Here is a 24978-nt window from a genome sequence, read left to right on the forward strand (position 1 = left end):
TTAGCTCTGTGCGGCTTTGCGTGGAATAAACTCGTTCGCCACGGCTTCGCCCTGAAGCTGAAGCCGCTGCGGCTGTGGAATTTCCGGAATGGCGACATCCAGATGCGGGAATAACAGCTCGCCCACCTTGTACGCCTCTTCCAGATGCGGATAGCCGGAGAGAATAAAGCTATCGATGCCCAGCTCGGCGTATTCATTAATCCGCGCGGCCACGGTCGGTCCGTCGCCGACCAGCGCTGTGCCTGCACCGCCGCGCACCAGACCGACGCCTGCCCACAGGTTCGGGCTGATCTCCAGGTTCTCGCGCTTGCCGTTGTGCAGGGACGCCATTCGGTGCTGCCCGACGGAGTCGGTTTTGGCAAATGCGGCCTGGGCTCTGGCGATCGTTTCATCATCCAGATGCGAGATCAGGCGGTCCGCCGCCTGCCAGGCTTCTTCATTGGTTTCGCGAACAATCACATGCAGGCGAATGCCGAAGCGCACCTTGCGGCCATGGGCGGCCGCCTTAGCGCGTACCTGGGCAATTTTTTCTTTCACCAGCGCAGGCGGTTCGCCCCAGGTCAGATAGAGATCGACCTGCTCTGCCGCCAGATCCTGGGCCACATCCGACGATCCGCCAAAATAGAGCGGCGGGCGCGGCTGCTGCACCGGCGGGAAGTAGAGTTTCGCGTCGCGAACGTGAATATGCTTTCCTTCAAAGGTAACGGTTTCACCTTCCAGCAGACGTCGCCAGACGCGGGTGAACTCGGCGGAGGCTTCATAGCGCTCGGTATGGTCGAGAAATACCCCATCGCCCGCCAGCTCCTGCGGATCGCTGCCCGTCACCAGGTTAAACAGGGCGCGGCCGTTGGACAGTCTGTCCAGCGTTGCCGCCTGACGCGCCGCCACGGTGGGGGAGACAACGCTCGGGCGTAACGCAACCAGGAACTTCAGACGCTGGGTGACCGGGATCATCGACGCGGCCACGAGCCAGGCATCTTCACATGAACGTCCGGTCGGGATAAGCACTCCGGTGAAACCGATTCGGTCCGCCGCCTGCGCAATCTGCTGCAGGTAGCCGTGGTCAACCGGGCGCGAACCCTCTTCTGTACCAAGATAGTGTCCGTCACCGTGGGTGGGTAAAAACCAGAAAAGATTCAGACTCATGATTTAGCTCCTTCTTTGCCTGCGGGCTGCCAGATGCGTTCGCGAATAGTGACCTGTTTCGGCACCAGGTGGTTTTGATAGAAAAGGTCAGCCGTTTGTTGCTGAAGCGCGGCGACGTGGGCGTCCACGGGCGTGATGGTGGTCGGTGGACGGTGGTTGAGATAGCTCGCGATCACCGGTTCAGGTAAGCCCATGGTTTTCGCCAGCAGGGTAATGCTCTCCTGGCGCTGGGTCTGGGTCAGCGCATCGGCCTGGGTAAAGGTATCCAGTACGCCCTGAATAAATGCGCCGTTCTTTTCCGCATAAGGACGCGCGGCCAGATAGAACGAACCGGTCTGCTTCAGCGTGGTGCCGTCTTTCAGCACGCGAACGCCGCCCTGCAGCAATGCGGCGGAGTAGTACGGATCCCAGATGGCCCAGGCATCAACGTTCTTCTGCTGGAACGCGGCGCGCGCGTCGGCAGGCGTCAGGTAAACAGGTTGAATGTCAGTGAACTTGAGTCCGGCTTCTTGCAGGGCACGCAGCAGCAGGTTGTGTGAGCTGGAACCCTTCTGGAATGCGACCTTATGCCCTTTAAGATCGGCGACGCTTTTGATATCGCTGTTTTCAGGCACCAGGATCACCTCGGCCTTCGGCTTGGGCGGCTCAACGCCAACATAGATGAGATCCGCTCCCGCCGCCTGGGCGAATATCGGCGGAATATCACCCGTACTGCCGAGATCGATACTGCCGACGTTCAGGGCCTCCAGCATCTGCGGGCCAGCCGGGAACTCCACCCAGGAGAATTTGGTGTCCGGGAAGCGTTTTTCCAGAAGCTGGTGGCTTTTCGCCAGCACCATGCTGACGCTGCCTTTCTGATAGCCAATGCGTAAACTTTCCGGAGCCGTTTCTGCGGCATGGGCCAGCGAGGAAAGCGCCATCAGACCTGCCAGGCCGATACGGGTTAATGTTTTAAACATGTGCGACTCCTTGAGCCTGACCAAACGCCGGCGCCTGGATATCCCTGCGGTGCAGAGCATGCCAGAAGGTTTCCAGGGCAGTATCGAGGCGGGTTTGCAGGTTCGGCGTAAAATGAGGTTTATGTTGATAATCGATAACCTGGGAGTCATCGGCGAAAACGCCGTGGAGGATCTCCTGCGCTTTCAGCGCGTTCAGCACCGGCTTCAGGGCATAATCCACGGCCAGTAGATGGGCAACCGTACCGCCCGTTGCCAGCGGCAGTACGACTTTGCCGTCCAGGGCACGTTCCGGAAGCAGATCGAGCAGGGTTTTCAGCGCCCCGGAAAAAGAGGCTTTATAAATGGGCGTTGCCACAATTAGGCCGTCAGCGCCGTTAAGCTGCTCGATGAGCGTTTTAAGCGCAGGGCTGTCGAAACGGGCATAAAGCAGATCTTCAGGTTCGAAGTTATGCAGGTTCCAGTGGCACACTTCCACATCCAGGGCATTGAGTTTTTCGCGGGCATATTCCAGCAGGGCGCTGGAGCGCGAAGGGAATCGTGGACTTCCGGCCAGGGTAATGACGCGCATACTTCCTCCTTATAACTAATTGTTTGCTTTTATCTAACATTCATAACAATTTTCAGGAGTGTGACACCGCGCGGTTATTCCACTAAATGATTTATCTGCAATTAAAATGCGAAAAAGTGCATAAGAAATAGACAGGGAGGTAAACGATTGCGTTTTACGCTGATTTTTTGCCGCAGGTCAATTCCCTTTCGCGCGTGGATCGCCCATAATCCCCTCCCGGTTTGCACACCGGGAATCCAGGAGAGTTCATGTACTACCCCTTCGTTCGTAAAGCTCTTTTCCAGCTCGACCCTGAGCGCGCTCATGAATTTACAATGCAGCAATTACGTCGTATTACCGGAACGCCGCTGGCCGCGCTGGTGCGTCAGAATGTCCCGGTAAAACCTGTGCAGTGCATGGGTCTGACCTTTAAAAACCCGCTGGGTCTGGCGGCTGGTCTGGACAAAAATGGCGAGTGTATCGATGCCCTGGGCGCGATGGGCTTTGGCTCTATTGAAATCGGGACCGTCACGCCGCGCCCGCAGCCGGGAAATGACAAGCCGCGCCTGTTCCGCCTGGTTGAAGCCGAAGGGCTGATCAACCGCATGGGCTTTAATAACCTTGGCGTTGATCACCTTGTTGAGAACGTTAAAAAAGCCCACTTTGACGGAATTCTGGGCATCAATATCGGCAAAAATAAAGACACACCGGTCGAGCAGGGTAAAGATGACTATCTGATTTGTATGGAAAAAGTCTACGCCTATGCCGGTTATATTGCGGTGAATATTTCTTCACCCAATACTCCGGGGTTGCGCTCCTTACAATATGGCGAAGCGCTGGACGATCTTCTGAGCGCCATTAAAAATAAGCAAAATGAACTCCAGACGGTCCACCATAAATATGTTCCGGTCGCGGTTAAGATCGCCCCGGATCTTTCTGTCGAAGAATTGATCCAGGTTGCCGACAGTTTAGTTCGCCATAATATTGATGGTGTGATTGCAACCAATACCACCCTCGATCGCTCCCTCGTGCAGGGAATGAAAAACTGTGACGAAGCGGGTGGGTTAAGCGGACGTCCGGTACAATTAAAAAGCACCGAGATTATTCGCGCCCTGTCTGCGGAATTAAAAGGACGCCTGCCGATTATTGGCGTCGGTGGCATCGACTCCGTGATTGCTGCGCGCGAGAAGATGGCGGCGGGTGCGTCACTGGTGCAAATCTATTCCGGCTTTATTTTTAAAGGACCACCGCTGATTAAAGAAATCGTTACTCATATCTAATCTTTTCTCTTAATCAGACAACCAGGGCTTTATTTCCAGCCCTGGTTGTTTTATATTCCGTCACTGTTGCTTATTTAGACATTATAGTCTTTTATTAATGGTGTTATAAACGAAGCGGCGATCAGGACATTTTTAGTACAGGACGTTTCGGGGACGGGAGAGAAACATGCGAATTAAACCTGACGATAACTGGCGCTGGTATTTTTGCGACGAGCATGATCGAATGATGCTCGATTTAGCCAATGGCATGTTGTTTCGCTCTCGTTTCGCCCGCCGAATGTTAACCCCGGACGCGTTTTCCCCGTCGGGCTTTTGCGTTGACGATGCGGCGCTTTATTTCTCCTTTGAGGAAAAATGCCGCGATCTGGTGCTTTCTAAAGAGCAGCGTGCCGAGCTGGTATTAAATGCGCTGGTGGCTATCCGCTTCCTGAAACCGCAAATGCCAAAAAGCTGGCATTTTCTTGCGCACGGTATGAGCTGGACCCCGGCAACGGGTGATGCGGCGAGCGTCAATCTGAGCGATACCGCAGAAGAGGTAAGCCTGCTGGTGGTTGAGCCTGGTGAAAATGCTGCGCTCTGCCTGCTGGCCCAGCCCGGCGTAACCATTGCCGGGCGGACGATGCAGCTTGGCGATGCCATTAAAGTGATGAACGACAGGCTGAAGCCACAGCTGCGCGTAGATTCTTTCAGCCTCGAACAGGCGGTTTAAGCTTCCAGCTGTACGGACGTTTTCGGTATGCAGCTACAGCACAGAATTGTGCCATCATTTCCAATTGCCGATTTTTTCAACGCACTTACTTCGCCATCCACCAGCCTGATGCGGCAGCATCCGCAAATGCCTGCGCGACAGGAATAGGGGACGCGAATACCTGCCTGCTCCAGTTGCTCCAGTAATACCTGCTGGTTGTTGCCACGGATGATGTTTCCCTGCCAGTGAATATCTACCGCAGAGGCGACATTCGTCACAACGTCGACCATTTCTTCTTCCTGACCTGAGCCGTACACTCTTGCAGGCCCTCGGGCAAGGATCTCTACCTCATCACCAACGCGGATTGCACCGCTGGAGCGCGGGATCAGGTTCTGGCCGAAATCCACATCGCCGTTGTCCTGCGCGGTGCGGAATGACTGCAGCGTCTTCAGCGGTTCGCCGGAAGGGTGCTTCTGGCCTTTCTCCGGGCTCACCGTGGTGAAAATGCAGCGGCTACAGGGTTTTACGACATCAAAGATGACGCTGCCAATGCGGATCACTTTCCAGGTGTCTTCGTCCCAGGCGTCAACACCGGTCACCACCAGGTTCGGACGAAACTGTTCCATCTGAACGCTGGCTTTGCAGCGGCGTTGTAAATCACGCAGCGAGGCTTCGTTAGTCAGCAGGAACGGGAAGCCATCGGCGAAGGAGAGGGGAACGGCGTCGTGGCGCTTCACGCGACGCGTCAGTTCAGGCCCAACCCAGCGTAGTTGAACGTCGCGGGAGAAGAAGCCGCTCAGCCAGCGGTTAATCTCATCCGGGGCGATGCGCGCGGTAAAATGGTTACCCCACACTTCCGTTGGCGCATCGACGAGCGCAAAATCAGCAAAGCGAATCACCGCGCTGGAACCGTCCGGCGCGGTCAGGTGCAAACCGTCATGAAGTGGGGAAGGGGTAAAGCGAACCATCTGCGGGAACTGACGTGCGGTAATGAACGTACCGTCAGGCTCGGTGACCATAAAAATACGATCGAAGGCGAATCCGCTCATGTCGGCCAGCGCGTGAGAGACGCCGATGCCGCGCATGGATTTCACCGGATGAATAAAAAGCCTGGATAACGTCGCCACTGCACACTCCCACAAATGAAAATAAGCCTTCAACTTTATGACATACACGCCATATTAGCTATAATGCGCGACAATTTTCTAAGAGTAAAAGTGACGATATGAATTCTCTGTTTGCCAGTACGGCCCGTGGGCTGGAAGAGCTGTTAAAAACTGAACTGGAAAGCCTGGGCGCACAAGAGTGCCAGGTGGTTCAGGGTGGTGTCCATTTTGAGGGCGACACACGGCTTATTTACCAGAGCCTGATGTGGAGCCGTCTGGCGTCGCGCATCATGCTGCCGATGAAGGAGTGCAAGGTTTATAGCGACCTTGACCTCTATACCGGCGTACAGATGATCGACTGGACAGAGATCTTCACCCCGAATGCCACCTTTGCGGTGCATTTTAACGGCGTGAACGACGAGATCCGCAACAGCCAGTACGGTGCCCTGCGCGTAAAAGACGCCATTGTGGACTGCTTCACGCGTAAAAATAAGGAACGTCCGAACGTCGATCGTGAAAACCCCGATCTGCGTATTAACGTCTGGCTGAACGGTGACACGGCGAGCATTTCTCTTGATCTGAGCGGTGCAGGCCTGCATCTTCGCGGCTACCGCGATCGTACCGGTATGGCGCCAATTAAAGAAACGCTGGCGGCCGCCATTGTCATGCGCTCCGGCTGGCAGCCGGGTACGCCGCTGCTCGATCCGATGTGTGGTTCCGGTACGTTGCTGATTGAGGCGGCCATGCTGGCAACCGATCGCGCGCCGGGCCTGCATCGCGGTCACTGGGGCTTTAAAGGCTGGGCACAGCACGATGAAGCGCTCTGGAAAGAGGTCAAAGACGACGCGCAAACCCGCGCACGCAAAGGCCTGGCAGAGTACACCTCCCACTTTTATGGTTCGGACAGCGACCCGCGCGTCATTGAACGCGCGCGCAGCAACGCCCGTCGCGCCGGTATCGGCGAGCTGGTCACCTTCGAAGTGAAAGACGTGGCGAACCTGACCAACCCGTTGCCAAAAGGCCCGTACGGTACCGTGATCAGCAACCCGCCATACGGCGAGCGTCTCGACAGCGAGCCGGCGCTGATTGCCCTGCACAGCCTGTTGGGCCGCAATATGAAGGACCACTTCGGCGGCTGGAACCTGTCTCTGTTTAGCGCCTCGCCGGAGCTGCTGAGCTGCCTCCAGCTGCGCGCCGATCGCCAGTTTAAGGCCAAAAACGGCCCGCTGGACTGCGTGCAGAAGAACTACCATCTGGCGGAGAAGGCGGCCGACAGCAAGCCGTCCGGCGTGGCGGAAGATTACGCCAACCGCCTTCGCAAGAACCTGAAGAAATTTGAGAAGTGGGCGAAGCAGGAGGGCATTGAATGCTATCGCCTGTACGATGCCGACCTGCCGGAATACAACGTGGCGGTTGACCGCTACGCGGACTGGGTGGTGATTCAGGAATATGCGCCACCGAAAACCATTGATGCGCAAAAAGCGCGTCAGCGCATGCTGGACGTCATTGCCGCCACCATCGCCGTGCTGGGTATCGCGCCGAACAAGCTGGTGCTGAAAACCCGCGAGCGTCAGAAAGGGAAAAACCAGTATCAGAAGATGGGCGAGAAGGGTGACTTCATCGAAGTGGGCGAATACAACGCGCGCCTGTGGGTCAACCTGACCGACTATCTGGATACCGGTCTGTTCCTCGACCACCGTATCGCCCGCCGCATGCTGGGCCAGATGAGTAAAGGCAAAGATTTCCTCAACCTGTTCTCCTATACCGGCAGCGCCAGCGTGCATGCCGGTCTGGGCGGCGCGCGCAGCACCACCACGGTGGATATGTCCCGTACCTATCTGGAGTGGGCGGAGCGCAACCTGCGTCTTAACGGCTTAACCGGACGTCAGCATCGCCTGATGCAGGCTGACGTGCTGGGCTGGCTGCGCGATACCGACGAGCAGTTTGATCTGATCTTTATCGATCCGCCGACCTTCTCCAACTCCAAGCGTATGGAAGATAGCTTTGATGTACAACGCGATCACCTGCGCCTGATGACCGACCTGAAGCGCCTGCTGCGCAAAGGCGGCACCATTATGTTCTCGAACAACAAACGCGGCTTCCGTATGGATCATGACGGCTTAGCAGCCCTGGGACTGAAAGCACAAGAAATCAGCCAAAAAACGCTGTCTCAGGACTTTGCCCGTAACCGTCAAATCCATAACTGCTGGTTGATTACCGCGGTCTGAAAGGAAAAATAAATGTCTTTAATTAGTATGCACGGCGCGTGGCTCTCTTTCAGCGACTCACCGCTTCTCGATAATGCAGAACTGCACATCGAAGATAACGAGCGCGTCTGTCTGGTGGGCCGTAACGGCGCGGGTAAATCCACGCTGATGAAAATCCTTAACCGTGAACAGGGGCTGGATGACGGGCGTATTGTTTACGAGCAGGATCTGATTGTCTCCCGCCTGCAGCAGGATCCACCGCGTCACGTGACCGGCAGCGTTTATGATTTCGTGGCGGAAGGGATCTCCGAGCAGGCTGAATACCTGAAGCGCTATCACGAGATTTCGCATCTGGTGATGACCGATCCGAGCGACAAAAATCTCAACGAACTGGCGAAAGTGCAGGAGATGCTCGATCACCACGGTCTGTGGCAGCTTGAAAACCGCATTAATGAAGTACTGGCGCAGCTCGGTCTGGAACCCGATATGGAACTGTCGGCGCTCTCCGGCGGCTGGCTGCGTAAAGCGGCCCTGGGCCGAGCGCTGGTCAGCGGGCCGAAGGTGCTGCTGCTGGACGAACCGACCAACCACCTGGATATCGAAGCGATCGACTGGCTGGAAGGTTTCCTGAAAACCTTCAGCGGCACCATCATCTTTATCTCGCATGACCGTTCGTTTATTCGCAACATGGCGACGCGCATTGTCGACCTCGACCGCGGCAAGCTGGTGACCTATCCCGGCGATTACGATACGTATCTGCTGGAGAAAGAAGAAAACCTGCGCGTGGAAGAGCTGCAGAATGCCGAGTTCGACCGCAAGCTGGCGCAGGAAGAGGTCTGGATCCGCCAGGGCATCAAAGCCCGCCGTACCCGTAACGAAGGCCGCGTGCGTGCCCTGAAGGCGATGCGTCGCGAGCGCAGCGAACGCCGTGAAGTGATGGGCAGCGCCAAAATGCAGGTGGAAGAGGCGTCCCGTTCCGGCAAGATTGTCTTCGAAATGGAAAACGTCAACTATCAGGTCGACGGTAAAGTGCTGGTGAACGATTTCTCCGCGCAGGTACAGCGAGGCGACAAAATTGCGCTCATCGGCCCGAACGGCTGCGGTAAAACCACGCTGCTGAAACTGATGCTGGGCCAGCTGCAGGCCGACAGCGGACGTATTCACTGCGGGACCAAGCTGGAGGTCGCCTACTTCGACCAGCACCGCGCGGAGCTGGATCCGGACCGTACGGTGATGGACAACCTCGCCGAAGGTAAGCAGGAGGTGATGGTAAACGGTAAGCCGCGTCACGTGCTGGGCTACCTGCAGGACTTCCTGTTCCATCCGAAACGCGCCATGACGCCGGTGCGCGCGCTGTCCGGCGGAGAGCGAAACCGCCTTCTGCTGGCGCGCCTGTTCCTGAAGCCAAGCAACCTGCTTATCCTCGATGAACCGACGAACGACCTGGACGTCGAAACGCTGGAATTGCTTGAAGAGCTGATTGACGGCTATCAGGGTACCGTGATGCTGGTCAGCCACGATCGTCAGTTCGTGGACAACACCGTGACCGAGTGCTGGATCTTCGAAGGTGAAGGGCGAATTGGACAATACGTAGGCGGTTATCATGATGCAAAAGGGCAGCAATTGCAGTCTCAGGCGCAGAAACAGTCAAAGTCCAAAATAAGTTCTGAACCTGCTGTAACAAAAGCAGAAACTGTCAAGAAAACCTCGGCTAAACTAAGCTATAACCTGCAGCGCGAACTGGAGGGGCTACCGCAGCGTCTTGAAGAGCTGGAAGCCGCGCTTGAGGATTTGCAAAAACAGGTTGCTGATGCGTCATTCTTTACTCAATCGCATGACTATACTCAGAAAGTACTGTCAGAAATGTCCGCGGCTGAAAAAGCCCTGGAAGAAGCATTTGAGCGCTGGGAGTACCTTGAGTCTCTGAAAAACGGCGCATAAACAGGGATAACATATGTGTGACCAGCACCATGCCGACAGGCATATTTTATGCTCGCAATGCGATATGCTCGTGGCGTTGCCAGAGCTTGGTCACGGACATAAAGCCCTGTGTCCACGTTGCGGTGCGACGTTGACAACCGAGTGGGACGCGCCGCGGCAGCGTCCCACTGCTTACGCTCTGGCAGCATTGTTCATGCTGCTGCTCTCCAATCTCTTCCCCTTCATCTATATGAAGGTGGGGGGGATCACCAGCCAGGTAGATTTGCTTGAAATTCCGGGCGTGATGTTCTCGGAAGATTACGCCAGCCTCGGTACCTTTTTTCTCCTGTTTGTCCAGATAGTCCCGGCTTTTTGCCTGGTCGTTATCCTTTTGCTGGTCAACCGCGTCAGGATGCCGGCACCGCTGAAAATCCGACTGGCGCGTATCCTTTTTCAGCTCAAAAGCTGGGGGATGGCCGAGATCTTTCTGGCGGGGATTCTGGTCAGCTTCGTGAAGCTCATGGCATACGGCGACGTGGGGATTGGCAGCAGCTTTATTCCCTGGTGTCTGTACTGCGTTCTGCAGCTGCGCGCCTTCCAGTGCGTGGACAGGCGCTGGGCGTGGGACGATATCGCGCCAGCGCCGACGCTTGCACAGACGGTGAAGGTCGGCGTACCCGGTATTCGTCAGGGGCTGCGTTCTTGCCCATGCTGCACCGCCGTGCTGCCCGCCGATCTCGACGTTTGTCCGCGCTGCGAAACGAAAGGGCACGTACGCCGTAAAAATAGCCTTCAGTGGACGATGGCGCTGCTGGTCACATCCATCATGCTGTATCTGCCAGCCAATATTCTGCCGATCATGATCACCGATTTGCTCGGTGACAAAATGCCCTCGACGATCCTCGCCGGGGTGATACTGCTCTGGGGCGAAGGTTCTTATCCGGTCGCCGGCGTCATCTTTATCGCCAGTATTATGGTGCCCACCTTAAAAATGATTGCCATTGCCTGGCTCTGTTGGGATGCGAAAGGGCATGGAAAACGCGATAGCGAACGCATGCACCTGATTTATGAAGTGGTCGAGTTTGTCGGACGCTGGTCAATGATTGACGTGTTTGTCATCGCCGTTCTCTCTGCACTGGTGCGGATGGGCGGTTTGATGAGTATTTATCCCGCGATGGGGGCTTTAATGTTTGCACTGGTCGTGATTATGACCATGTTTGCGGCCATGACCTTCGACCCTCGTTTATCGTGGGATCGTGAGCCTGAATCAAGCCATGAGGAAGAGTAAGAGCATGGAAAATAAGAGTGGAGAGGCGAAAGTGCAGAAGGTCAAAAACTGGTCGCCGGTGTGGATTTTTCCCATCGTGACTGCGCTGATCGGTGCATGGATCCTGTTTTATCATTACAGCCATCAGGGACCGGAAGTCACGCTGATAACCACCAATGCCGAGGGGATTGAGGGCGGTAAAACGACTATCAAAAGCCGAAGCGTGGATGTGGGCGTGGTGGAAAGTGCAACCCTGACCGACGATTTAACCCATGTGGAGATCAAGGCGCGCCTTAATGCCGGCATGGAAAAACTGCTGCACGGCGATTCCGTTTTCTGGGTCGTTAAGCCGCAGGTGGGGCGTGAGGGAATCAGCGGCTTAGGGACGTTGCTTTCGGGCGCCTACATTGAGCTGCAGCCTGGCGCTAAGGGTAACCAGCCAGCCAAATACCAGCTTCTGGATTCACCGCCGCTTGCACCACCTGATGCCAAGGGTATCCGCGTGATCCTCGACAGTAAAAAAGCAGGTCAGCTTACGGCGGGCGACCCGGTCCTGTTCCGCGGCTACCGCGTGGGATCGGTTGAGAAAAGCACGTTTGATCCGCAGAAACGCGCGATCAGCTATCAGCTCTTTATCAATGCGCCAAACGATCGGCTGGTCACCAGCAATGTCCGTTTCTGGAAAGACAGCGGGATCGCGGTGGATCTGACCTCGGCAGGTATGCGCGTTGAAATGGGGTCGCTGACCACGCTGTTTGGCGGCGGCGTAAGTTTTGACGTGCCGGAAGGCCTGGATTTAGGGCAGCCGGTCGCAGAGAACACCGCTTTCCGTCTCTTTGACGATCAAAAAAGTATTCAGGATGCGCTCTATACCGATCACGTCGACTTCCTGATGTTCTTCAAAGATTCTGTCCGCGGTCTGCAGCCGGGGGCACCTGTTGAGTTCCGCGGTATTCGTCTCGGTACGGTTGGACAAGTTCCGTTCTTCGTCCCGGGCCTGAGCCAGATGCTGGATGATGACTATCGTATTCCGGTGCTGATCCGCATCGAACCGGAGCGTCTGCTAAACCAGATTGGCGAAAATCAGGATATTGCTGCCCATATCTCTCAACTGATGGAACGCGGCCTGCGTGGATCGTTGAAGACGGGTAACCTGGTGACCGGTGCGCTGTATGTGGATATGGACTTCTACCCGAAAGCACCGCCGATTACCGGTATCCGTGAATTCGGTGGATATAAGATCATCCCAACGGTGAGTAGCGGCCTGGCGCAGATCCAGCAGCGTCTGATGGAGACGCTGGATAAGATCAACAATCTGCCACTGAATCCGATGATTGAAGCGGCGACGAACTCTTTGAGCGAAAGCCAGGCAACGATGCGTCGTCTGCAAACCACGCTGGATAACATCAACAAGATTACGGCGAGCCAGAGCATGCAGCAGCTTCCGCAGGACATGCAGAAAACGCTGCGTGAGCTGAACCGCAGTATGCAGGGCTTCCAGCCGGGTTCAGCGGCCTACAACAAGATGGTGGCAGATATGCAGCGTCTTGATCAGGTCTTACGTGAACTGCAGCCGGTGCTGAAAACGCTCAACGAGAAGAGCAATGCGCTGGTGTTCGAAGCGAAAGATAAAAAGGATCCTGAGCCGAAGAGGGCAAAAGAATGAAAAAGTGGCTATTGATGGTTGGTGCTCTGCTGTTAACGGCGTGCAGTTCAGGAGTAGATAATAAAAGCTACTATCAGCTGCCTGTGGCGACCCACAGCGGTGGGCAAAGCACGGCCAGCCAGGGAAACCGTCAGCTGTGGGTTGAGCAGGTTGCGGTGCCGGATTATCTGGCAGGAAACGGCGTGGTCTATCAGACCAGCGACGTTAAATACGTGATTGCGACGAACAACCTGTGGGCCAGCCCGTTGGATCAACAGCTGCGCAACACGCTGGTGGCCAATCTGGGCAGTCAGCTACCGGGTTGGGTTGTCGCGTCGCAGCCGTTGGGTAACGACCAGGATACGCTGAACGTTACCGTAACGGGCTTCCACGGTCGTTATGATGGTGCGGTGGTGATCAGCGGGGAGTGGTTGCTGAATCATCAGGGACAGCTGATTAAGCGTCCTTTCCATCTGGAGCTGAAGCAGCAGAAAGATGGCTATGACGAAATGGTGAAAGTCCTGGCTCAGGGTTGGGCGCAGGAGTCGGCCAGCATCGCGAGGGAAATCTCCCGGCTGCCATAAGTAAAATTCATCATCAAAAACCGCAGTTGGCCTCTCGCTGATTGCGGTTTTTTTTTCGTTTTCACTTCAGTTTGTTACTTGTGCTGCGTCACAATTTTTGTACAAATGAACTTCCAGGTAGCTCACAAATATGACACCCGTATGAATTTTGAACATTGACGATGGGGCTAATTCGGGGTATTCGTTATCTGTGCCTGTACATTGAGTGCAGACACTGTTTTCTTTCCACCAGACAAAAGAATGAGGGAAACGAGGCATGAAGAGACAGAAACGAGATCGCCTGGAACGGGCTCATCAACGTGGTTATCAGGCCGGCATCGCTGGACGTTCTAAAGAAATGTGTCCTTATCAGACGATAAATCAAAGGTCACAATGGCTTGGAGGCTGGCGAGAAGCCATCGGCGACAGGGCACTCATAGCCTGATAACGTCTCTTTCAAAAAAGAAACCTCCGCAATGCGGAGGTTTCGCCTTTCCGGGAGTGCGAAAAGCACGATCAGAACGCAGAAGTATCCTGGAACAGGCCAACTTTCAGGTCGCTTGCGCTATAGATCAGACGCCCGTCTACCAGCACTTCGCCATCTGCCAGGCCCATAATCAGGCGGCGGTTAACGATGCGCTTGAAGTGAATACGATAGGTCACTTTCTTCGCTGTAGGCAGAACCTGGCCAGTGAATTTGACTTCGCCCACGCCCAGTGCGCGGCCTTTACCTTCGCCGCCCAGCCAGCCCAGATAGAAGCCAACCAGCTGCCACATCGCATCCAGGCCCAGACAGCCAGGCATTACCGGATCGCCAATAAAGTGGCAACCGAAGAACCACAGGTCCGGGTTGATATCGAGTTCTGCTTCTACGTAACCCTTATCGAAGTTGCCGCCGGTTTCGGTCATTTTCACGACACGGTCCATCATCAGCATGTTCGGGGCCGGTAACTGTGGGCCTTTTGCGCCAAACAGTTCACCGCGACCAGAGGCAAGAAGATCTTCTTTTGTATAGGATTCGCGTTTATCTACCATGTTCTCAGTAAGCCTTATTTTAGTGAAGGACGCAGGATAGCTAACACGTGTACGCTGAACAAGTCCGATCAGTTCGAACTAAACCAGCCCAGCCAGCGTAACGGCCATGGATAACGATGACGAGCATCCTGCTGTGTCGCCTGAGCAATGCGCTCCTGGATAGTTTGCATCAGGGTGGTTTGCCCTTCGCCGTCCCATACCAGGTTTGTCAGTAAGGGTAGTGCATCCTCAATCCCTTCGATGGCCCAGATAGCGAACTGCTCTTGTTCAACCGCATCCAGAATCTCCTGACTGAGGCTTAAATGGCGTGCGTTGGGAGCCGGGATAATCACACCCTGCTTGCCGTTTAAACCGCGCTGCTGACAGATAGAGAAGAAGCCTTCAATTTTCTCGTTGAGGCCTCCCACTGGCTGGGCGCGGCCGAACTGGTCCACCGAACCGGTGATCGCGATGTTCTGATTGATGGGCACTTCCGCCAGGGCGCTGATTAAGGCGCACAGCTCGGCCATAGAGGCGCTGTCGCCATCCACTTCGCTGTAGGATTGCTCAAACGTCAGCGAGGCGGAGAAGGGGATCTGTTGCTCAAGCTGCAGCTCTGACATCAAAAACGCCTGCATGATCATCATGCCTTTGGCGTGAATGTTTCCGCCCAGCTCGGCTTTCCGTTCAATATCGGTGAACTCGCCATCGCCAATGTGCACAACGCAGCTGATACGGGACGGCTCCCCGAATGCGCGCGGATGGCCAGGAAATTCAATCACAGACAGGGCGTTAATCTGCCCGACGCGTTCGCCTTCGGTTTCCACCAGAATTTGTTCGAGCAGAATTTCATCCTGCATGCGGTCAGCAAGATAGCCTTCTCGCCACTCACGCTGAGCCAGCATCTGAGTGAGCTGTTCGCCGGTGAACGCCCCGTCACCGCTAATCACACCCACTTCACGCAGCTGTTTGCCGATCCAGAGCGGGCAAAGCGGCAGCGTTTCCTGGTCACCGGTGTAGCGTACCGCTTCGCGGATTAAGCCCGGCCACGCGTCAGCCGCAGGGGTTGGCAGCGCAGAACGTTCTGCTACAGCCATCACCCACTGGCACCACTGCGCCATATCGTCGGCGTCAGCAATCTGGATGTTGTCTTCGTATTCGCTATACACGGCCTGCTCAGCCAGTTCCGGCTCCATTTCCTGGAAGTCCGCCAGCGATTCACGGTCGCCCGTCAGCACGACGGTCAGCGACAGCGGCATAGAGGGAACAGAGACGGGCAGAGGACGAGACTCATCGTAGCCGACCCAGTCGAAACGCTGCTGGTGCACGATGGTTTTCAGACGCATCCACAGCAGCGGCTGCGAGAGCAGGGTGCGCAGTGAGATGATCAGAACACCGCCATTTGCGCGATGTACCAGCCCAGGCTGCAGCGAAAGCTCGCCGTTAAACTGGCGCAGACAACCAAAGAGTTGTTCAGCCTCGACCCAGTTAGCGGTAATCACCTCACCCTTAGCGGCAAAATGGCCGTCGGCCTGTGCCGCCGGTTCGAAAGTGACATCGTGTCCCGCGATACGATACTGGCCGCCAAAAACGGCGTTAGCTTCCGGCTTTAACTGACGCACGGCATCCCCGAACAACGTCAGGTATTCCGCTTCTTCCGGGGCTTTGAGCAGCATGAAAGGCGCAGTTGCCCATGGGCTTAAGACCTGCTCCAGCGCGTAATGCAAACGGGGCTGCGTATCGCTAAGGATGAATTCGTGTTCTTTTGCGAGTTCGGGCTGTGCAAACAGTTCCTGATAACTTTCGGTATCCGGAACAAGGTCACGCCATGCAAGTTTCGTAATGGTCAAAGTTGATGTTTTTTAGTCAGATGTAAAAGCGTGGAGTATACCGTAAGCGGGGGGCTGTACCCAAGCAGGATTGGGGATTTCGACAGGGTGATTGGCTGCATTCACTCACAGGATATGATTTCTTTTCAGCAGATTGCTAAAAAACTGATATTCTGAACAGAGTTACGTGGTAACACTGAGATCGCAATGAAATATCAACAACTGGAAAATCTCGAAAGCGGCTGGAAATGGAAGTACCTGGTCAAAAAGCACCGTGAAGGGGAGCTGATCACCTGCTACATCGAAGCCAGCGCTGCACAAGAAGCCGTGGATATTTTGCTGACCCTCGAAAATGAACCGGTACAGGTTAACGGCTGGATTGAGAAACACATCAATCCTGCCTTGTTAAACCGGATGAAGCAAACTATCCGCGCGCGACGCAAACGGCATTTTAATGCTGAGCATCAGCACACTCGAAAAAAATCAATCGACCTGGAGTTCGTTGTCTGGCAACGTCTGGCTGGGCTGGCACAACGACGGGGTAAAACGCTTTCGGAAACCATCGTGCAGTTGATTGAGGATGCCGAACATAAAGAGAAATACGCCAACCAGATGTCGACGCTGAAGAACGACCTTCAGGCGTTGTTGGGTAAAAAGTAGATTTTTTACTTTTCTTCAGACAATAAAAAACCCCGCATGGCGGGGTTTTTTTATAAGACGATAACTTATGCCGCTGGCTGAGTTACAACGTCTTTGATGCCTTTAACTTCGATCTCTACGCGACGATCTGGAGCCAGGCAGTCGATCAGTGCAGCGCGAGCTTTCACGTTGTCACAGGTGTTGCCAGTAACTGGGTTAGATTCGCCCATACCACGTGGGGAGATCTTGTTAGCTGGGATACCTTTAGAGATCAGGTAATCAACAACAGACTGAGCACGTTTCTCAGACAGTTTCTGGTTGTAAGCGTCAGAACCGATACGGTCGGTGAAGCCCAGAACCACTACAGAACCGTCTTTAGGATCCAGGTTGCTCAGCTGAGAGTACAGCTGATCCAGTGCCTGCTGACCTTCTGGTTTCAGAGTTGCTTTGTTGAAGTTGAACAGAACGTCAGACTTCAGAGTGAAGTGCTTGGTCTGTACTTCTGGAGCTGGAGCCGGCGCTGGAGCAACAACTGGTGCTGCTTCTTCCTGCTGGCCGAAACGGTAGGAAACACCTACGCTCAGCATGCCGTTGTCTGGACGAACACCAACGGTGTTGCCGTCGCCGATGTTGTTAACCCACTGGTATTCCAGACGGGTAGCGATGTCACGGGTCATAGCCCACTCAACGCCACCAGCGAATACTGGGGAAACACCGGTGTCATGGTCGCTACCAACCTGGTTGTTGCTGGAGTCAGCGCGCCATACCATGCCGCCCAGACGGGTGTACACGTCCAGATCGTCAGTTACTGGGTAACCCAGTTTAGCGGTCAGCTGAACGCCCTGTGCTTTGAAAGCGCCGTTTACGGTGTCGCCTTTGTATGGCATACGACCTAACCAGTCGTAACCCATTTCAAAACCAACATACGGGTTAACCTGATAGCCACCGAACGCACCTGCACCAAGCTGGCTCTCGTGAGTCGGGCCATCGTTGTTCAGGTCTTTGTTGTACCAGCCGGTGTCGTGGAACTGAGACCAGCCCAGTTTACCACCTGCATACCAGGTATTATCTTTCGGAGCGGCCTGCGCTACGGTAGCGAAGCCAGCCAGTGCCACTGCAATCGCGATAGCTGTCTTTTTCATTTTTTGCGCCTCGTTATCATCCAAAATTCGCCATGAAAGTCTCAAGAGAGAATCACGGTTAAATCCTTCACCGGGGGGCGTGGTCAAATATAAATCTACCGATATCTTCGGCTTAGGCCGAGCACCCCTGGCGATGTAAAGTCTACAACGTAGCTGAAAACTTACAAGTGTGAAGTCTGTCAGGCATATGAAAAAAAAAGTTCCGTATACCGATTATTTAACATTTTTAGAACGAATTTTGTGCAATAAAATGAAGGAGAACCGCACCAGACAAGCCTTGCCGCAATTTTCAGACCGGGAACTTTAATGCCATCTTGTGGTCGAAAAAAATTCCAGGAAAAATCTTAATTTCACTCAATGATACAAATTTGAGTGAATTTTTAGCCCAGAAAGTTGTCCTCTGCGGTAAGAATCCGATCGAACCGGACGCATAATGAACCCGATCGCACTCCCTTCTTCAGCGGCTTCAGTCAGACGGAAATGTTCCTCTTCCGTCAATTCTTCGGGTAACCATCCAATTACCACGCTGTAATTTCCGGTGCGTAACGCGCGGATCATCGACTCAACGGTATCGCACGGCGAGAGCTGATTAATCTGCATGACCTTGGTCAGCGGAAGGCCAGCGGACTGAACCCACTCACGGCTCAGTTTTTGTTGAGGCGTGAGCCAAAGCTGCCAGCGCGATTGCTGACCAAGCTGTTGTAATAACGGCAACAGCAGAAGTTGCGTCAACAGGGGCTGGTCTTCACGATAAACCACTTCACTGATAAGCCCTGTGGAAACACGCTCGACGGAATTCTGCGCGACATTGCCTGCGGCAGAAGAGAGAGAGATTGCGCGATTTGCATAGCCTGAAGTGTGCATATTCATTCCAGCCCTGTAGTTACTGTATGGATATACAGTAACCCCTGTATGCATAAAGATCAACCTCATTTTCGGAAAGCGACTCGCAAAATTCATTCAATCTTGATGCCCCTGGAAAAATCATCTTGCTCAACGGCGATAAGTTGCCTATTTTCCTGCTAACGGATCCGCTAGTAAGAAATTTCGTTGTTATTTTATGATTTTGAAGGGAAATATCATGAAAAAGATATCTTATGAACGGATTTATAAATCCCAGGAATACCTCTCCCCGTTGGGTGAGATTCATCATCGTGCGCTGTTTGGAGGCTACACCCTGGCGGTGGATGATGCGGTTTTTGCCATGGTGTCTGATGGCGAGCTTTATCTTCGGGCTTGTGAGGAGAGTGCGAAATACTGCGTAAAGAATGCCTCCTCATTTTTGACATTGATAAAGCGAGGCCGCCCGGTGCTGCTCAACTATTATCGTGTGGATGACGGATTATGGCAGGACAGGGAGCGGTTGCTTCAGCTCTCCTCGTTTGCGCTCAGTGCGGCAAGAAAAGAGCGCTATCAGCGCCATCAACGAAACCGACTCAAGGATCTGCCAAACCTGACCTTTCAGCTTGAAGTCTTGCTTTTTGAAGCTGGTATTACCAATGAAGAAACACTCCGGGCGCTGGGTGCCAGAGCCAGCTGGCTGAAGATGCGGGCGAAAAATAAAGCGCTCAGTATTAAAGTTCTCTTCGCGCTCGAAGGGGCTATTGAGGGGCTGCATGAGGCGGCACTCCCGGCAGGCATTCGCCGGGAGCTGACGGAGTGGTTTAATGCGCTGCCTGAGCCACAGGAGAATCACTCCTCCAGGTAGCGATTTGCTGTTGCAGCCGGCAAATTTCAGGCAGCAGAGCGATAAGCAGGCCTATCTGCTGAAGGACCAGCGGCGCTTTGCTGTCGTTTCCCGGGTCAAGATGCGCAATGCGTTGCGCCAGTTCATTCAGCGCCTGTTGCACGCGTGGCTCATCGGCTGGGCGGTGATGAAGCGCGTCATCGACATAACAGACGGCGTCATCGAGCAGGTTGAGAATACCCGGGTTGGTGAGCTTCTCACGGTGGGCACCCAGCGTCGAAATATAGCTGGTAAACGTATGGTTCAGGCAGAGCAGGCGGAACGCAGTCTCACGAATTTCCGCCGTGGCGCGAGGCTCCGTTGACATGTTAGAGACAACGGAGGCCAGTTCTGCATCACTGTTGTGCGCATCACGACGTGCTATCCGGTAAGCCAGGCGGTTATCGCGCCCCTGGTGGTACTGCTCCAGGATAGCGTCAAGGTATCGACAGTTGGCATTCATCGCCCTGTCGACCACGCGCGGTAAATTACGGAAACGCCAGTCCGGCCAGATAAAGCTGACCGCGGCCCAGGCAATTGCGCAGCCAATCAGGGTATCGATCACGCGGGGCAGGGCGACTTCAAAGCCTTCACCCAGCAGGTTAAAGCAGAGCAGCACCAGCAGCGTGATGAACATGGTGGCGTGGGCATACTGCACGTTGCGAAACGCGAAGAACAGCACGCCGGTGATCACGATCAGAATCAATTGACCTTCGACGGAAGGCACGAAATAGAGCACCGGAAGGCCGATCGCGACGCCAACCAGCGTACCGATAATACGCAGCGCAAGACGATGTCGGGTGGCGTTATAGTTCGGCTGGCAGACAAACAGGCTGGTGAGCAGGATCCAGTAGCCGTGGTGCAGCCCGGTTATCTGGATAAAGGCATACCCCACGCACAGCACCAGCGACATTCTCACCGCGTGGCGAAAGAGAGCCGACTCCGGCGTAAAGTTGCGGCTCAGGCGTAGCCACATATCGCTAACGCCGTGCACGCTGTCATCAGCAAGCTGGTTTTCCACCTCACTGCCCGGCAGTGCCATCGCCTGTTCGGACTCAATGGTTGCCAGCTGTGCATCAATAGCCCGCAGGTTGTTCAGCAGAAAGCCCAGCGCTTTGATGTGTTCCGGTGACGTTCCGCTGGCCTGAACGCGGTCGAGCGCCGCATCAAGGTGGCTGAATACGCGTTCAAAGCGGGGATCATGCTGATAGGGCGTGCGCAGCAGAATGGAGCGCGAGAGCCGCTGACACGCCTGAGACTGCATGGAGAGCAGGCGCTGGAAGCGGAACATCACGTCGCTGTAGCGGAACCTCTCGCGCAGGGCGGCATACTGAACGTGCGAGGAGCTCGCACGTTCATGAATATCCTGGGCGGCAAAATAGTAGTGTAAGGTCCTTCGCGTTCCGCGCTGACCGCGATCGCCGCGCAGACGGGTCAGCAGAGAGGCTTTTGTCTGGTTAAGGGTGGCAACCAGCTGGCCGTTTGCCAGCGCCAGATCGTAGAGCGGAGCCTGGCTTTCTTCCTCGATATCCGGGTCGAACCGCCGGGATTTCAGTTCCAGATAGTGGGCTAACTGCTCAAAGCTGCGGGCAAGGTTATCCTGTAGAGGGCGAACCGGGAAGATCAGATGACCGGTTAGCGTCAGCAGGTTATACCAGATGGCGCCCAGCAACAGCAGAACCGGCTGCTGGTACCACTGGTCGTACAGGGAAACGCCCAGCATGGTGTAGATGGCGATCAGCAATGCACCAAAAGCGATGGTGGCATAGCGCTGCCCAAGGCCACCCAGCAAAATAAACCCGCTGGTTGAGAGGGTAAGACCCAGGGCAAACAGCCAGGGCCACGGGAAAAGCAGCTCAACGGACGCTGACGCAATAAAAAAGCAGACAAGCGTAATGACCAGATTACGCAAACGCCCGGCCAGACGATCGTCCAGGTCCGCCAGCGCCCCGGCCACCACTCCCAGCGTGAGCGGAATAGTGAGTTTGACATCATTCAGCCACCAGGGCAGAGCAACCGTGCCGCAAAGCGCGATGAATATCCTGACGTTATAAAGCCAGGTGCTGTTCCAGGTATAACGGCGAAGCAGTGGGCTTAGCATAAACGCGGCCAGTCCTTATTTACTGAAAACGACGACGAGCGTTTGCTTCACGCGCCGCCTGGGCCACTTCTACCGGAACAACCCTGCGACCGACGGGCCAAAGGGCGATAGCGGCGATCTTAAAGTTCGCGATCCCCACCGGAATACCAATAATCGTGATGCACTGTGCAATACCGGCAAAAATATGCATGATGCACAGCCACCAGCCGAAGAAAATGAGCCACAGAATGTTCAGCAGGGTTCCGCCCGTATTCATCAGGGCGTTTTTGTTCTCCGGATTCAGCTCGTCAACGTGGATGGCTTCATTCCCGTAGGGGATTAAGGAGAGTTTTGTGATTTCCCAGCAGGAACGGGTCAGGGGAAGCGTGAAAATCAGGACGATGCTCACCAGCGTGGCAAAAAGCCAGGAAAGGGTGGTGGCAAAACCGCCCAGCACAAAATTCAACACATTCAGAACGGTACGCATAAACCCTCACTTCCTTTCGATAAAATTAACGCCCAATGATTGTAACGTTTTTTTAGGCTGGAGCACCTTAAAACTGGCAGTTAAACTGTCAGGTAAATTATCTCTTCGTGGATTTGGCGGAACATGGAACTGAAAGCAACGTCGTTAGGCAAACGCCTGGCGCAACACCCTTACGACAGGGTTGTTCTCCTTAATGCCGGGGTGAAAGTCTCCGGGGAACGCCACGAATACCTTATTCCGTTTAATCAGCTTCTGGCTATCCACTGCAAACGCGGGCTGGTGTGGGGCGAGCTGGAGTTCGTTCTCCCTGACGATAAAGTCGTGCGTCTTCACGGCACCGAGTGGGCGGAAACTCAGCGTTTCCACCATCACCTGAACGCGCTCTGGCAGCAGTGGAGCCAGGATATGAGCGTGATTGCCGCCCAGGTGCTCCAGCAGGTGCTGGACGATATCGCGCAAAGCAACGCGCAACACGCGTGGCTGACCCGTCAGCAGACCGCCGGGCTGCAGCAAAAGATCCGACAGGCACTCGCGGCGCTGCCGCTCTCCGCGACGCGTCTCGACGAGTTTGACAACTGTCGCGACGCCTGGCGCCAGTGTCAGGCCTGGCTGAATGATAAGGATAAAAGCCGTCTCGCCCATAATCAGGCCTGGACGGACGCCATGCTCACCCAATATGCCGACTTTTTCAGTACGGTGGAATCGTCACCGCTCAATCCGGCCCAGGCGCGCGCGGTGGTTAACGGCGAGCAGTCGCTGCTGGTGCTGGCGGGGGCCGGTAGCGGTAAAACGTCGGTGCTGGTGGCGCGTGCCGGCTGGCTGCTGACGACCGGGGAAGCGGTAGCCGATCAAATTCTGCTTCTGGCCTTTGGCCGCAAGGCTGCCCAGGAGATGGACGAACGTATCCAGGAACGCCTGCACACCCGGGATATCACGGCCAGAACCTTCCATGCCCTTGCGCTGCATATTATTCAGCAGGGCAGTAAAAAAGTGCCTTCCATCAGTAAGCTGGAAAACGACGCGCAGGCGCGTCAGGCGCTGTTCATCAAAACGTGGCGCCAGCAGTGCAGTGAGAAAAAGGCGCAGGCAAAAGGGTGGCGTCAGTGGCTGGAGGAGGAGCTCAGCTGGGAAGTGCCAGAGGGTAGCTTCTGGCAGGATGATAAGCTGGCGCGTCGGCTGGGTTCGCGACTTGACCGCTGGGTCAGCCTGATGCGAATGCACGGTGGATCGCAGGCAGAGATGATTGAAAGCGCGCCGGAGGCGATCCGCGATCTGTTTTCGAAGCGGGTCAAGCTGATGGCTCCGCTACTGAAAGCCTGGAAAACCGCGCTGAAAGAGGAAAATGCCGTTGATTTCTCCGGCCTGATCCATCAGGCCATCATCATTCTTGAGAAGGGGCGTTTTGTCAGCCCGTGGAAGCATATTCTGGTGGATGAGTTCCAGGACATCTCTCCGCAGCGTGCAGCGTTGCTCTCAGCGCTGCGGGCGCAAAATAAGCATACCTCGCTGTTTGCGGTGGGGGACGACTGGCAGGCCATCTATCGCTTCAGCGGGGCGCAGCTCTCCCTGACAACCGCATTCCACCACTATTTTGGCGAAGGCGATCGCAGCGATCTGGACACGACCTACCGCTTCAATTCACGGATTGGCGAAATCGCCAACCGCTTTATCCAGCAGAACCCGCATCAGCTGGCAAAACCGCTCAATAGCCTGCGGGCAGGGGATAAAAAAGCCGTGACCCTGCTGGCGGACGATCAGCTGGAACCGCTGCTGGACAAGCTCAGCGGCTATGCGAAGCCCGATGAGCGTATCCTGGTGCTGGCGCGTTACCATCACCTCAAACCCGAGGCGCTGGAAAAGGCGGCCACCCGCTGGCCGAAGCTGCAGCTTGAATTTATGACGATTCACGCCAGCAAAGGGCAGCAGGCCGACTATGTGATTGTCATGGGGCTGAAAGAGGGCAGCGACGGTTTCCCGGCTCCGGCCCGCGAGTCGGTAATGGAACAGGCCTTGCTGCCGGTGCCGGAAGACTTCCCGGATGCCGAAGAGCGGCGTTTGCTGTATGTGGCTATCACCCGCGCGCGCCATCGCGTGTGGCTGCTGTTCAATAAAGAGGAGCCATCCGTGTTTGTCGATATCCTGAAGAGTATTGATGTGCCGGTAGCGCGTAAACCATAACGACGTCAGGGAAGGTTTTGTAGGCCGGGTAAGGCGTAGCCGCCACCCGGCAAAAAAGCTACTTCAATCTGTCGGAAAGATAACGCTGATAGTCCGGAATGAGGATATCAACCGGCGAATTAAACTGCGGCGATTCGATGATGAAATCCGCCGTCGACAGGTTTGTCGCCACCGGAATATTCCACACCGTCGCCAGACGCAGCAGGGCTTTGACATCCGGGTCGTGCGGAACCGCGTTCAGCGGGTCCCAGAAGAAGATCAGCACATCAATCTTCCCTTCGGAGATCTGCGCGCCGACCTGCTGATCGCCGCCCATCGGGCCGCTCAGCATGGCATTCACCTGCAGACCCGTTTCGCGCTGGATCAGGTTACCGGTAGTACCGGTCGCCGACAGATCGTGCTTTTCCAGCGAAGACTGATGGCGGCGAACCCAGTTAAGCAGCATTTGTTTACAGTGATCGTGCGCCACCAGCGCAATGTGTTTGCGTTCAGGTAGCGTGCGTGTTGTCAGTTCCATAATCATATCCATCAGGTTAACTGCCTACACGATGACGG

Annotated in this window: 22 protein-coding genes; 11 read left to right on the forward strand and 11 right to left on the reverse strand. The window is 55.2% G+C overall.

All coding sequences use genetic code 11. The features are described from left to right. Genes ssuD through ssuE form a run of 3 tightly spaced genes read right to left on the reverse strand, consistent with a single transcriptional unit; the run spans position 1 to position 2673 of the window. Positions 1-1146, reverse strand: coding sequence for an FMNH2-dependent alkanesulfonate monooxygenase (gene ssuD, locus AC0TNG_RS22350; RefSeq protein ID WP_024907776.1), 1146 nt, complete (start codon positions 1144-1146; stop codon positions 1-3). Further along, positions 1143-2105, reverse strand: coding sequence for an aliphatic sulfonate ABC transporter substrate-binding protein (locus tag AC0TNG_RS22355; protein WP_473713114.1), 963 nt, complete (start codon positions 2103-2105; stop codon positions 1143-1145). Before AC0TNG_RS22355 ends, ssuD begins: the two co-directional genes overlap by 4 nt. Next, positions 2098-2673 carry an NADPH-dependent FMN reductase gene (gene ssuE, locus AC0TNG_RS22360; protein ID WP_024907774.1) on the reverse strand — a complete coding sequence of 192 codons (576 nt, stop codon included), beginning with the start codon at positions 2671-2673 and terminating at the stop codon, positions 2098-2100. The genes AC0TNG_RS22355 and ssuE overlap by 8 nt, the downstream gene beginning before the upstream one ends. A gap of 248 nt (positions 2674-2921) precedes the next feature. Between ssuE and pyrD the strand changes: the two genes are divergently transcribed. Beyond that, complete coding sequence (gene pyrD, locus AC0TNG_RS22365) at positions 2922-3932, forward strand: quinone-dependent dihydroorotate dehydrogenase (RefSeq protein ID WP_024907773.1); 1011 nt, start codon at positions 2922-2924, stop codon at positions 3930-3932. 166 nt (positions 3933-4098) lie between these two features. Next, a complete protein-coding gene (zapC, locus tag AC0TNG_RS22370; protein WP_023311020.1) occupies positions 4099-4641 on the forward strand; it encodes a cell division protein ZapC in 543 nt (180 codons plus the stop codon). Here zapC and AC0TNG_RS22375 read toward each other — a convergent pair. Then, the gene (locus tag AC0TNG_RS22375) at positions 4638-5747 is read right to left on the reverse strand and encodes a YcbX family protein (RefSeq protein WP_463726894.1); all 1110 of its coding nucleotides are present in this window, start codon (positions 5745-5747) and stop codon (positions 4638-4640) included. The genes zapC and AC0TNG_RS22375 overlap by 4 nt on opposite strands. A gap of 98 nt (positions 5748-5845) precedes the next feature. Here AC0TNG_RS22375 and rlmKL point away from each other — a divergent pair, with 98 nt between their 5' ends. The 6 genes from rlmKL to rmf all read left to right on the forward strand — a co-directional run bounded on the left by rlmKL (position 5846) and on the right by rmf (position 13773). Then, positions 5846-7954 carry a bifunctional 23S rRNA (guanine(2069)-N(7))-methyltransferase RlmK/23S rRNA (guanine(2445)-N(2))-methyltransferase RlmL gene (gene rlmKL, locus AC0TNG_RS22380; protein ID WP_008499936.1) on the forward strand — a complete coding sequence of 703 codons (2109 nt, stop codon included), beginning with the start codon at positions 5846-5848 and terminating at the stop codon, positions 7952-7954. 12 nt (positions 7955-7966) lie between these two features. After that, positions 7967-9874: an ABC transporter ATP-binding protein gene (locus AC0TNG_RS22385; protein ID WP_061715629.1), complete on the forward strand. Its 1908-nt coding sequence runs from the start codon at positions 7967-7969 to the stop codon at positions 9872-9874. A 13-nt stretch (positions 9875-9887) separates the two neighbouring features. After that, a complete protein-coding gene (gene pqiA / locus AC0TNG_RS22390) occupies positions 9888-11141 on the forward strand; it encodes a membrane integrity-associated transporter subunit PqiA (RefSeq protein WP_024907769.1) in 1254 nt (417 codons plus the stop codon). Between the two features lie 4 nt (positions 11142-11145). Continuing rightward, on the forward strand, positions 11146-12786 hold the full coding sequence (gene pqiB / locus AC0TNG_RS22395) for an intermembrane transport protein PqiB (RefSeq protein ID WP_061715628.1): 1641 nt from the start codon (positions 11146-11148) through the stop codon (positions 12784-12786). Further along, a complete protein-coding gene (gene pqiC / locus AC0TNG_RS22400; RefSeq protein WP_024907767.1) occupies positions 12783-13349 on the forward strand; it encodes a membrane integrity-associated transporter subunit PqiC in 567 nt (188 codons plus the stop codon). The genes pqiB and pqiC overlap by 4 nt, the downstream gene beginning before the upstream one ends. A gap of 256 nt (positions 13350-13605) precedes the next feature. After that, on the forward strand, positions 13606-13773 hold the full coding sequence (gene rmf, locus AC0TNG_RS22405) for a ribosome modulation factor (protein WP_013097261.1): 168 nt from the start codon (positions 13606-13608) through the stop codon (positions 13771-13773). 71 nt (positions 13774-13844) lie between these two features. Here the strand turns inward: rmf and fabA are convergent, their stop codons facing one another. After that, a complete protein-coding gene (fabA, locus tag AC0TNG_RS22410) occupies positions 13845-14363 on the reverse strand; it encodes a 3-hydroxyacyl-[acyl-carrier-protein] dehydratase FabA (RefSeq protein ID WP_008499931.1) in 519 nt (172 codons plus the stop codon). A 68-nt stretch (positions 14364-14431) separates the two neighbouring features. Then, on the reverse strand, positions 14432-16192 hold the full coding sequence (locus tag AC0TNG_RS22415) for an AAA family ATPase (RefSeq protein ID WP_090417501.1): 1761 nt from the start codon (positions 16190-16192) through the stop codon (positions 14432-14434). A 186-nt stretch (positions 16193-16378) separates the two neighbouring features. Between AC0TNG_RS22415 and matP the strand changes: the two genes are divergently transcribed. Continuing rightward, positions 16379-16831 (forward strand): macrodomain Ter protein MatP, encoded by a 453-nt coding sequence (gene matP / locus AC0TNG_RS22420; RefSeq protein WP_008499929.1) that lies wholly within the window; start codon positions 16379-16381, stop codon positions 16829-16831. A 65-nt stretch (positions 16832-16896) separates the two neighbouring features. Here the strand turns inward: matP and ompA are convergent, their stop codons facing one another. Both ompA and sulA read right to left on the reverse strand, forming a co-directional pair. Further along, on the reverse strand, positions 16897-17952 hold the full coding sequence (gene ompA, locus AC0TNG_RS22425) for a porin OmpA (protein ID WP_024907765.1): 1056 nt from the start codon (positions 17950-17952) through the stop codon (positions 16897-16899). Between the two features lie 354 nt (positions 17953-18306). Continuing rightward, complete coding sequence (sulA, locus tag AC0TNG_RS22430; RefSeq protein WP_024907764.1) at positions 18307-18816, reverse strand: SOS-induced cell division inhibitor SulA; 510 nt, start codon at positions 18814-18816, stop codon at positions 18307-18309. 217 nt (positions 18817-19033) lie between these two features. Here sulA and AC0TNG_RS22435 point away from each other — a divergent pair, with 217 nt between their 5' ends. After that, positions 19034-19660, forward strand: a complete 627-nt coding sequence (locus tag AC0TNG_RS22435; protein WP_473713115.1) for a TfoX/Sxy family DNA transformation protein — start codon at positions 19034-19036, stop codon at positions 19658-19660. Here the strand turns inward: AC0TNG_RS22435 and yccS are convergent. Together yccS and AC0TNG_RS22445 are read right to left on the reverse strand one after the other, a co-directional pair. Then, on the reverse strand, positions 19617-21779 hold the full coding sequence (gene yccS, locus AC0TNG_RS22440; RefSeq protein WP_473713116.1) for a YccS family putative transporter: 2163 nt from the start codon (positions 21777-21779) through the stop codon (positions 19617-19619). The genes AC0TNG_RS22435 and yccS overlap by 44 nt on opposite strands. Positions 21780-21798: 19 nt before the next feature. Continuing rightward, on the reverse strand, positions 21799-22245 hold the full coding sequence (locus AC0TNG_RS22445) for a YccF domain-containing protein (RefSeq protein WP_032649128.1): 447 nt from the start codon (positions 22243-22245) through the stop codon (positions 21799-21801). A 123-nt stretch (positions 22246-22368) separates the two neighbouring features. Here AC0TNG_RS22445 and helD point away from each other — a divergent pair, with 123 nt between their 5' ends. Then, the gene (gene helD / locus AC0TNG_RS22450; protein WP_473713117.1) at positions 22369-24423 is read left to right on the forward strand and encodes a DNA helicase IV; all 2055 of its coding nucleotides are present in this window, start codon (positions 22369-22371) and stop codon (positions 24421-24423) included. 58 nt (positions 24424-24481) lie between these two features. Here helD and mgsA read toward each other — a convergent pair whose 3' ends face one another. Further along, a complete protein-coding gene (gene mgsA / locus AC0TNG_RS22455) occupies positions 24482-24940 on the reverse strand; it encodes a methylglyoxal synthase (protein WP_024907760.1) in 459 nt (152 codons plus the stop codon). Positions 24941-24978 lie beyond the last annotated feature (38 nt).

This window comes from Enterobacter sp. PL_is514 (assembly GCF_055816715.1).

Excerpts from the sequence above, each read along its gene's own strand:
- ssuD (WP_024907776.1), bottom strand. The coding sequence starts at position 1,146 with ATGAGTCTGAATCTTTTCTGGTTTTTACCCACCCACGGTGACGGACAC.
- AC0TNG_RS22355 (WP_473713114.1), bottom strand. The coding sequence starts at position 2,105 with ATGTTTAAAACATTAACCCGTATCGGCCTGGCAGGTCTGATGGCGCTT.
- ssuE (WP_024907774.1), bottom strand. The coding sequence starts at position 2,673 with ATGCGCGTCATTACCCTGGCCGGAAGTCCACGATTCCCTTCGCGCTCC.
- pyrD (WP_024907773.1), top strand. The coding sequence starts at position 2,922 with ATGTACTACCCCTTCGTTCGTAAAGCTCTTTTCCAGCTCGACCCTGAG.
- zapC (WP_023311020.1), top strand. The coding sequence starts at position 4,099 with ATGCGAATTAAACCTGACGATAACTGGCGCTGGTATTTTTGCGACGAG.
- rlmKL (WP_008499936.1), top strand. The coding sequence starts at position 5,846 with ATGAATTCTCTGTTTGCCAGTACGGCCCGTGGGCTGGAAGAGCTGTTA.
- AC0TNG_RS22385 (WP_061715629.1), top strand. The coding sequence starts at position 7,967 with ATGTCTTTAATTAGTATGCACGGCGCGTGGCTCTCTTTCAGCGACTCA.
- pqiA (WP_024907769.1), top strand. The coding sequence starts at position 9,888 with ATGTGTGACCAGCACCATGCCGACAGGCATATTTTATGCTCGCAATGC.
- pqiB (WP_061715628.1), top strand. The coding sequence starts at position 11,146 with ATGGAAAATAAGAGTGGAGAGGCGAAAGTGCAGAAGGTCAAAAACTGG.
- pqiC (WP_024907767.1), top strand. The coding sequence starts at position 12,783 with ATGAAAAAGTGGCTATTGATGGTTGGTGCTCTGCTGTTAACGGCGTGC.
- rmf (WP_013097261.1), top strand. The coding sequence starts at position 13,606 with ATGAAGAGACAGAAACGAGATCGCCTGGAACGGGCTCATCAACGTGGT.
- fabA (WP_008499931.1), bottom strand. The coding sequence starts at position 14,363 with ATGGTAGATAAACGCGAATCCTATACAAAAGAAGATCTTCTTGCCTCT.
- matP (WP_008499929.1), top strand. The coding sequence starts at position 16,379 with ATGAAATATCAACAACTGGAAAATCTCGAAAGCGGCTGGAAATGGAAG.
- ompA (WP_024907765.1), bottom strand. The coding sequence starts at position 17,952 with ATGAAAAAGACAGCTATCGCGATTGCAGTGGCACTGGCTGGCTTCGCT.
- sulA (WP_024907764.1), bottom strand. The coding sequence starts at position 18,816 with ATGCACACTTCAGGCTATGCAAATCGCGCAATCTCTCTCTCTTCTGCC.
- AC0TNG_RS22435 (WP_473713115.1), top strand. The coding sequence starts at position 19,034 with ATGAAAAAGATATCTTATGAACGGATTTATAAATCCCAGGAATACCTC.
- yccS (WP_473713116.1), bottom strand. The coding sequence starts at position 21,779 with ATGCTAAGCCCACTGCTTCGCCGTTATACCTGGAACAGCACCTGGCTT.
- AC0TNG_RS22445 (WP_032649128.1), bottom strand. The coding sequence starts at position 22,245 with ATGCGTACCGTTCTGAATGTGTTGAATTTTGTGCTGGGCGGTTTTGCC.
- helD (WP_473713117.1), top strand. The coding sequence starts at position 22,369 with ATGGAACTGAAAGCAACGTCGTTAGGCAAACGCCTGGCGCAACACCCT.
- mgsA (WP_024907760.1), bottom strand. The coding sequence starts at position 24,940 with ATGGAACTGACAACACGCACGCTACCTGAACGCAAACACATTGCGCTG.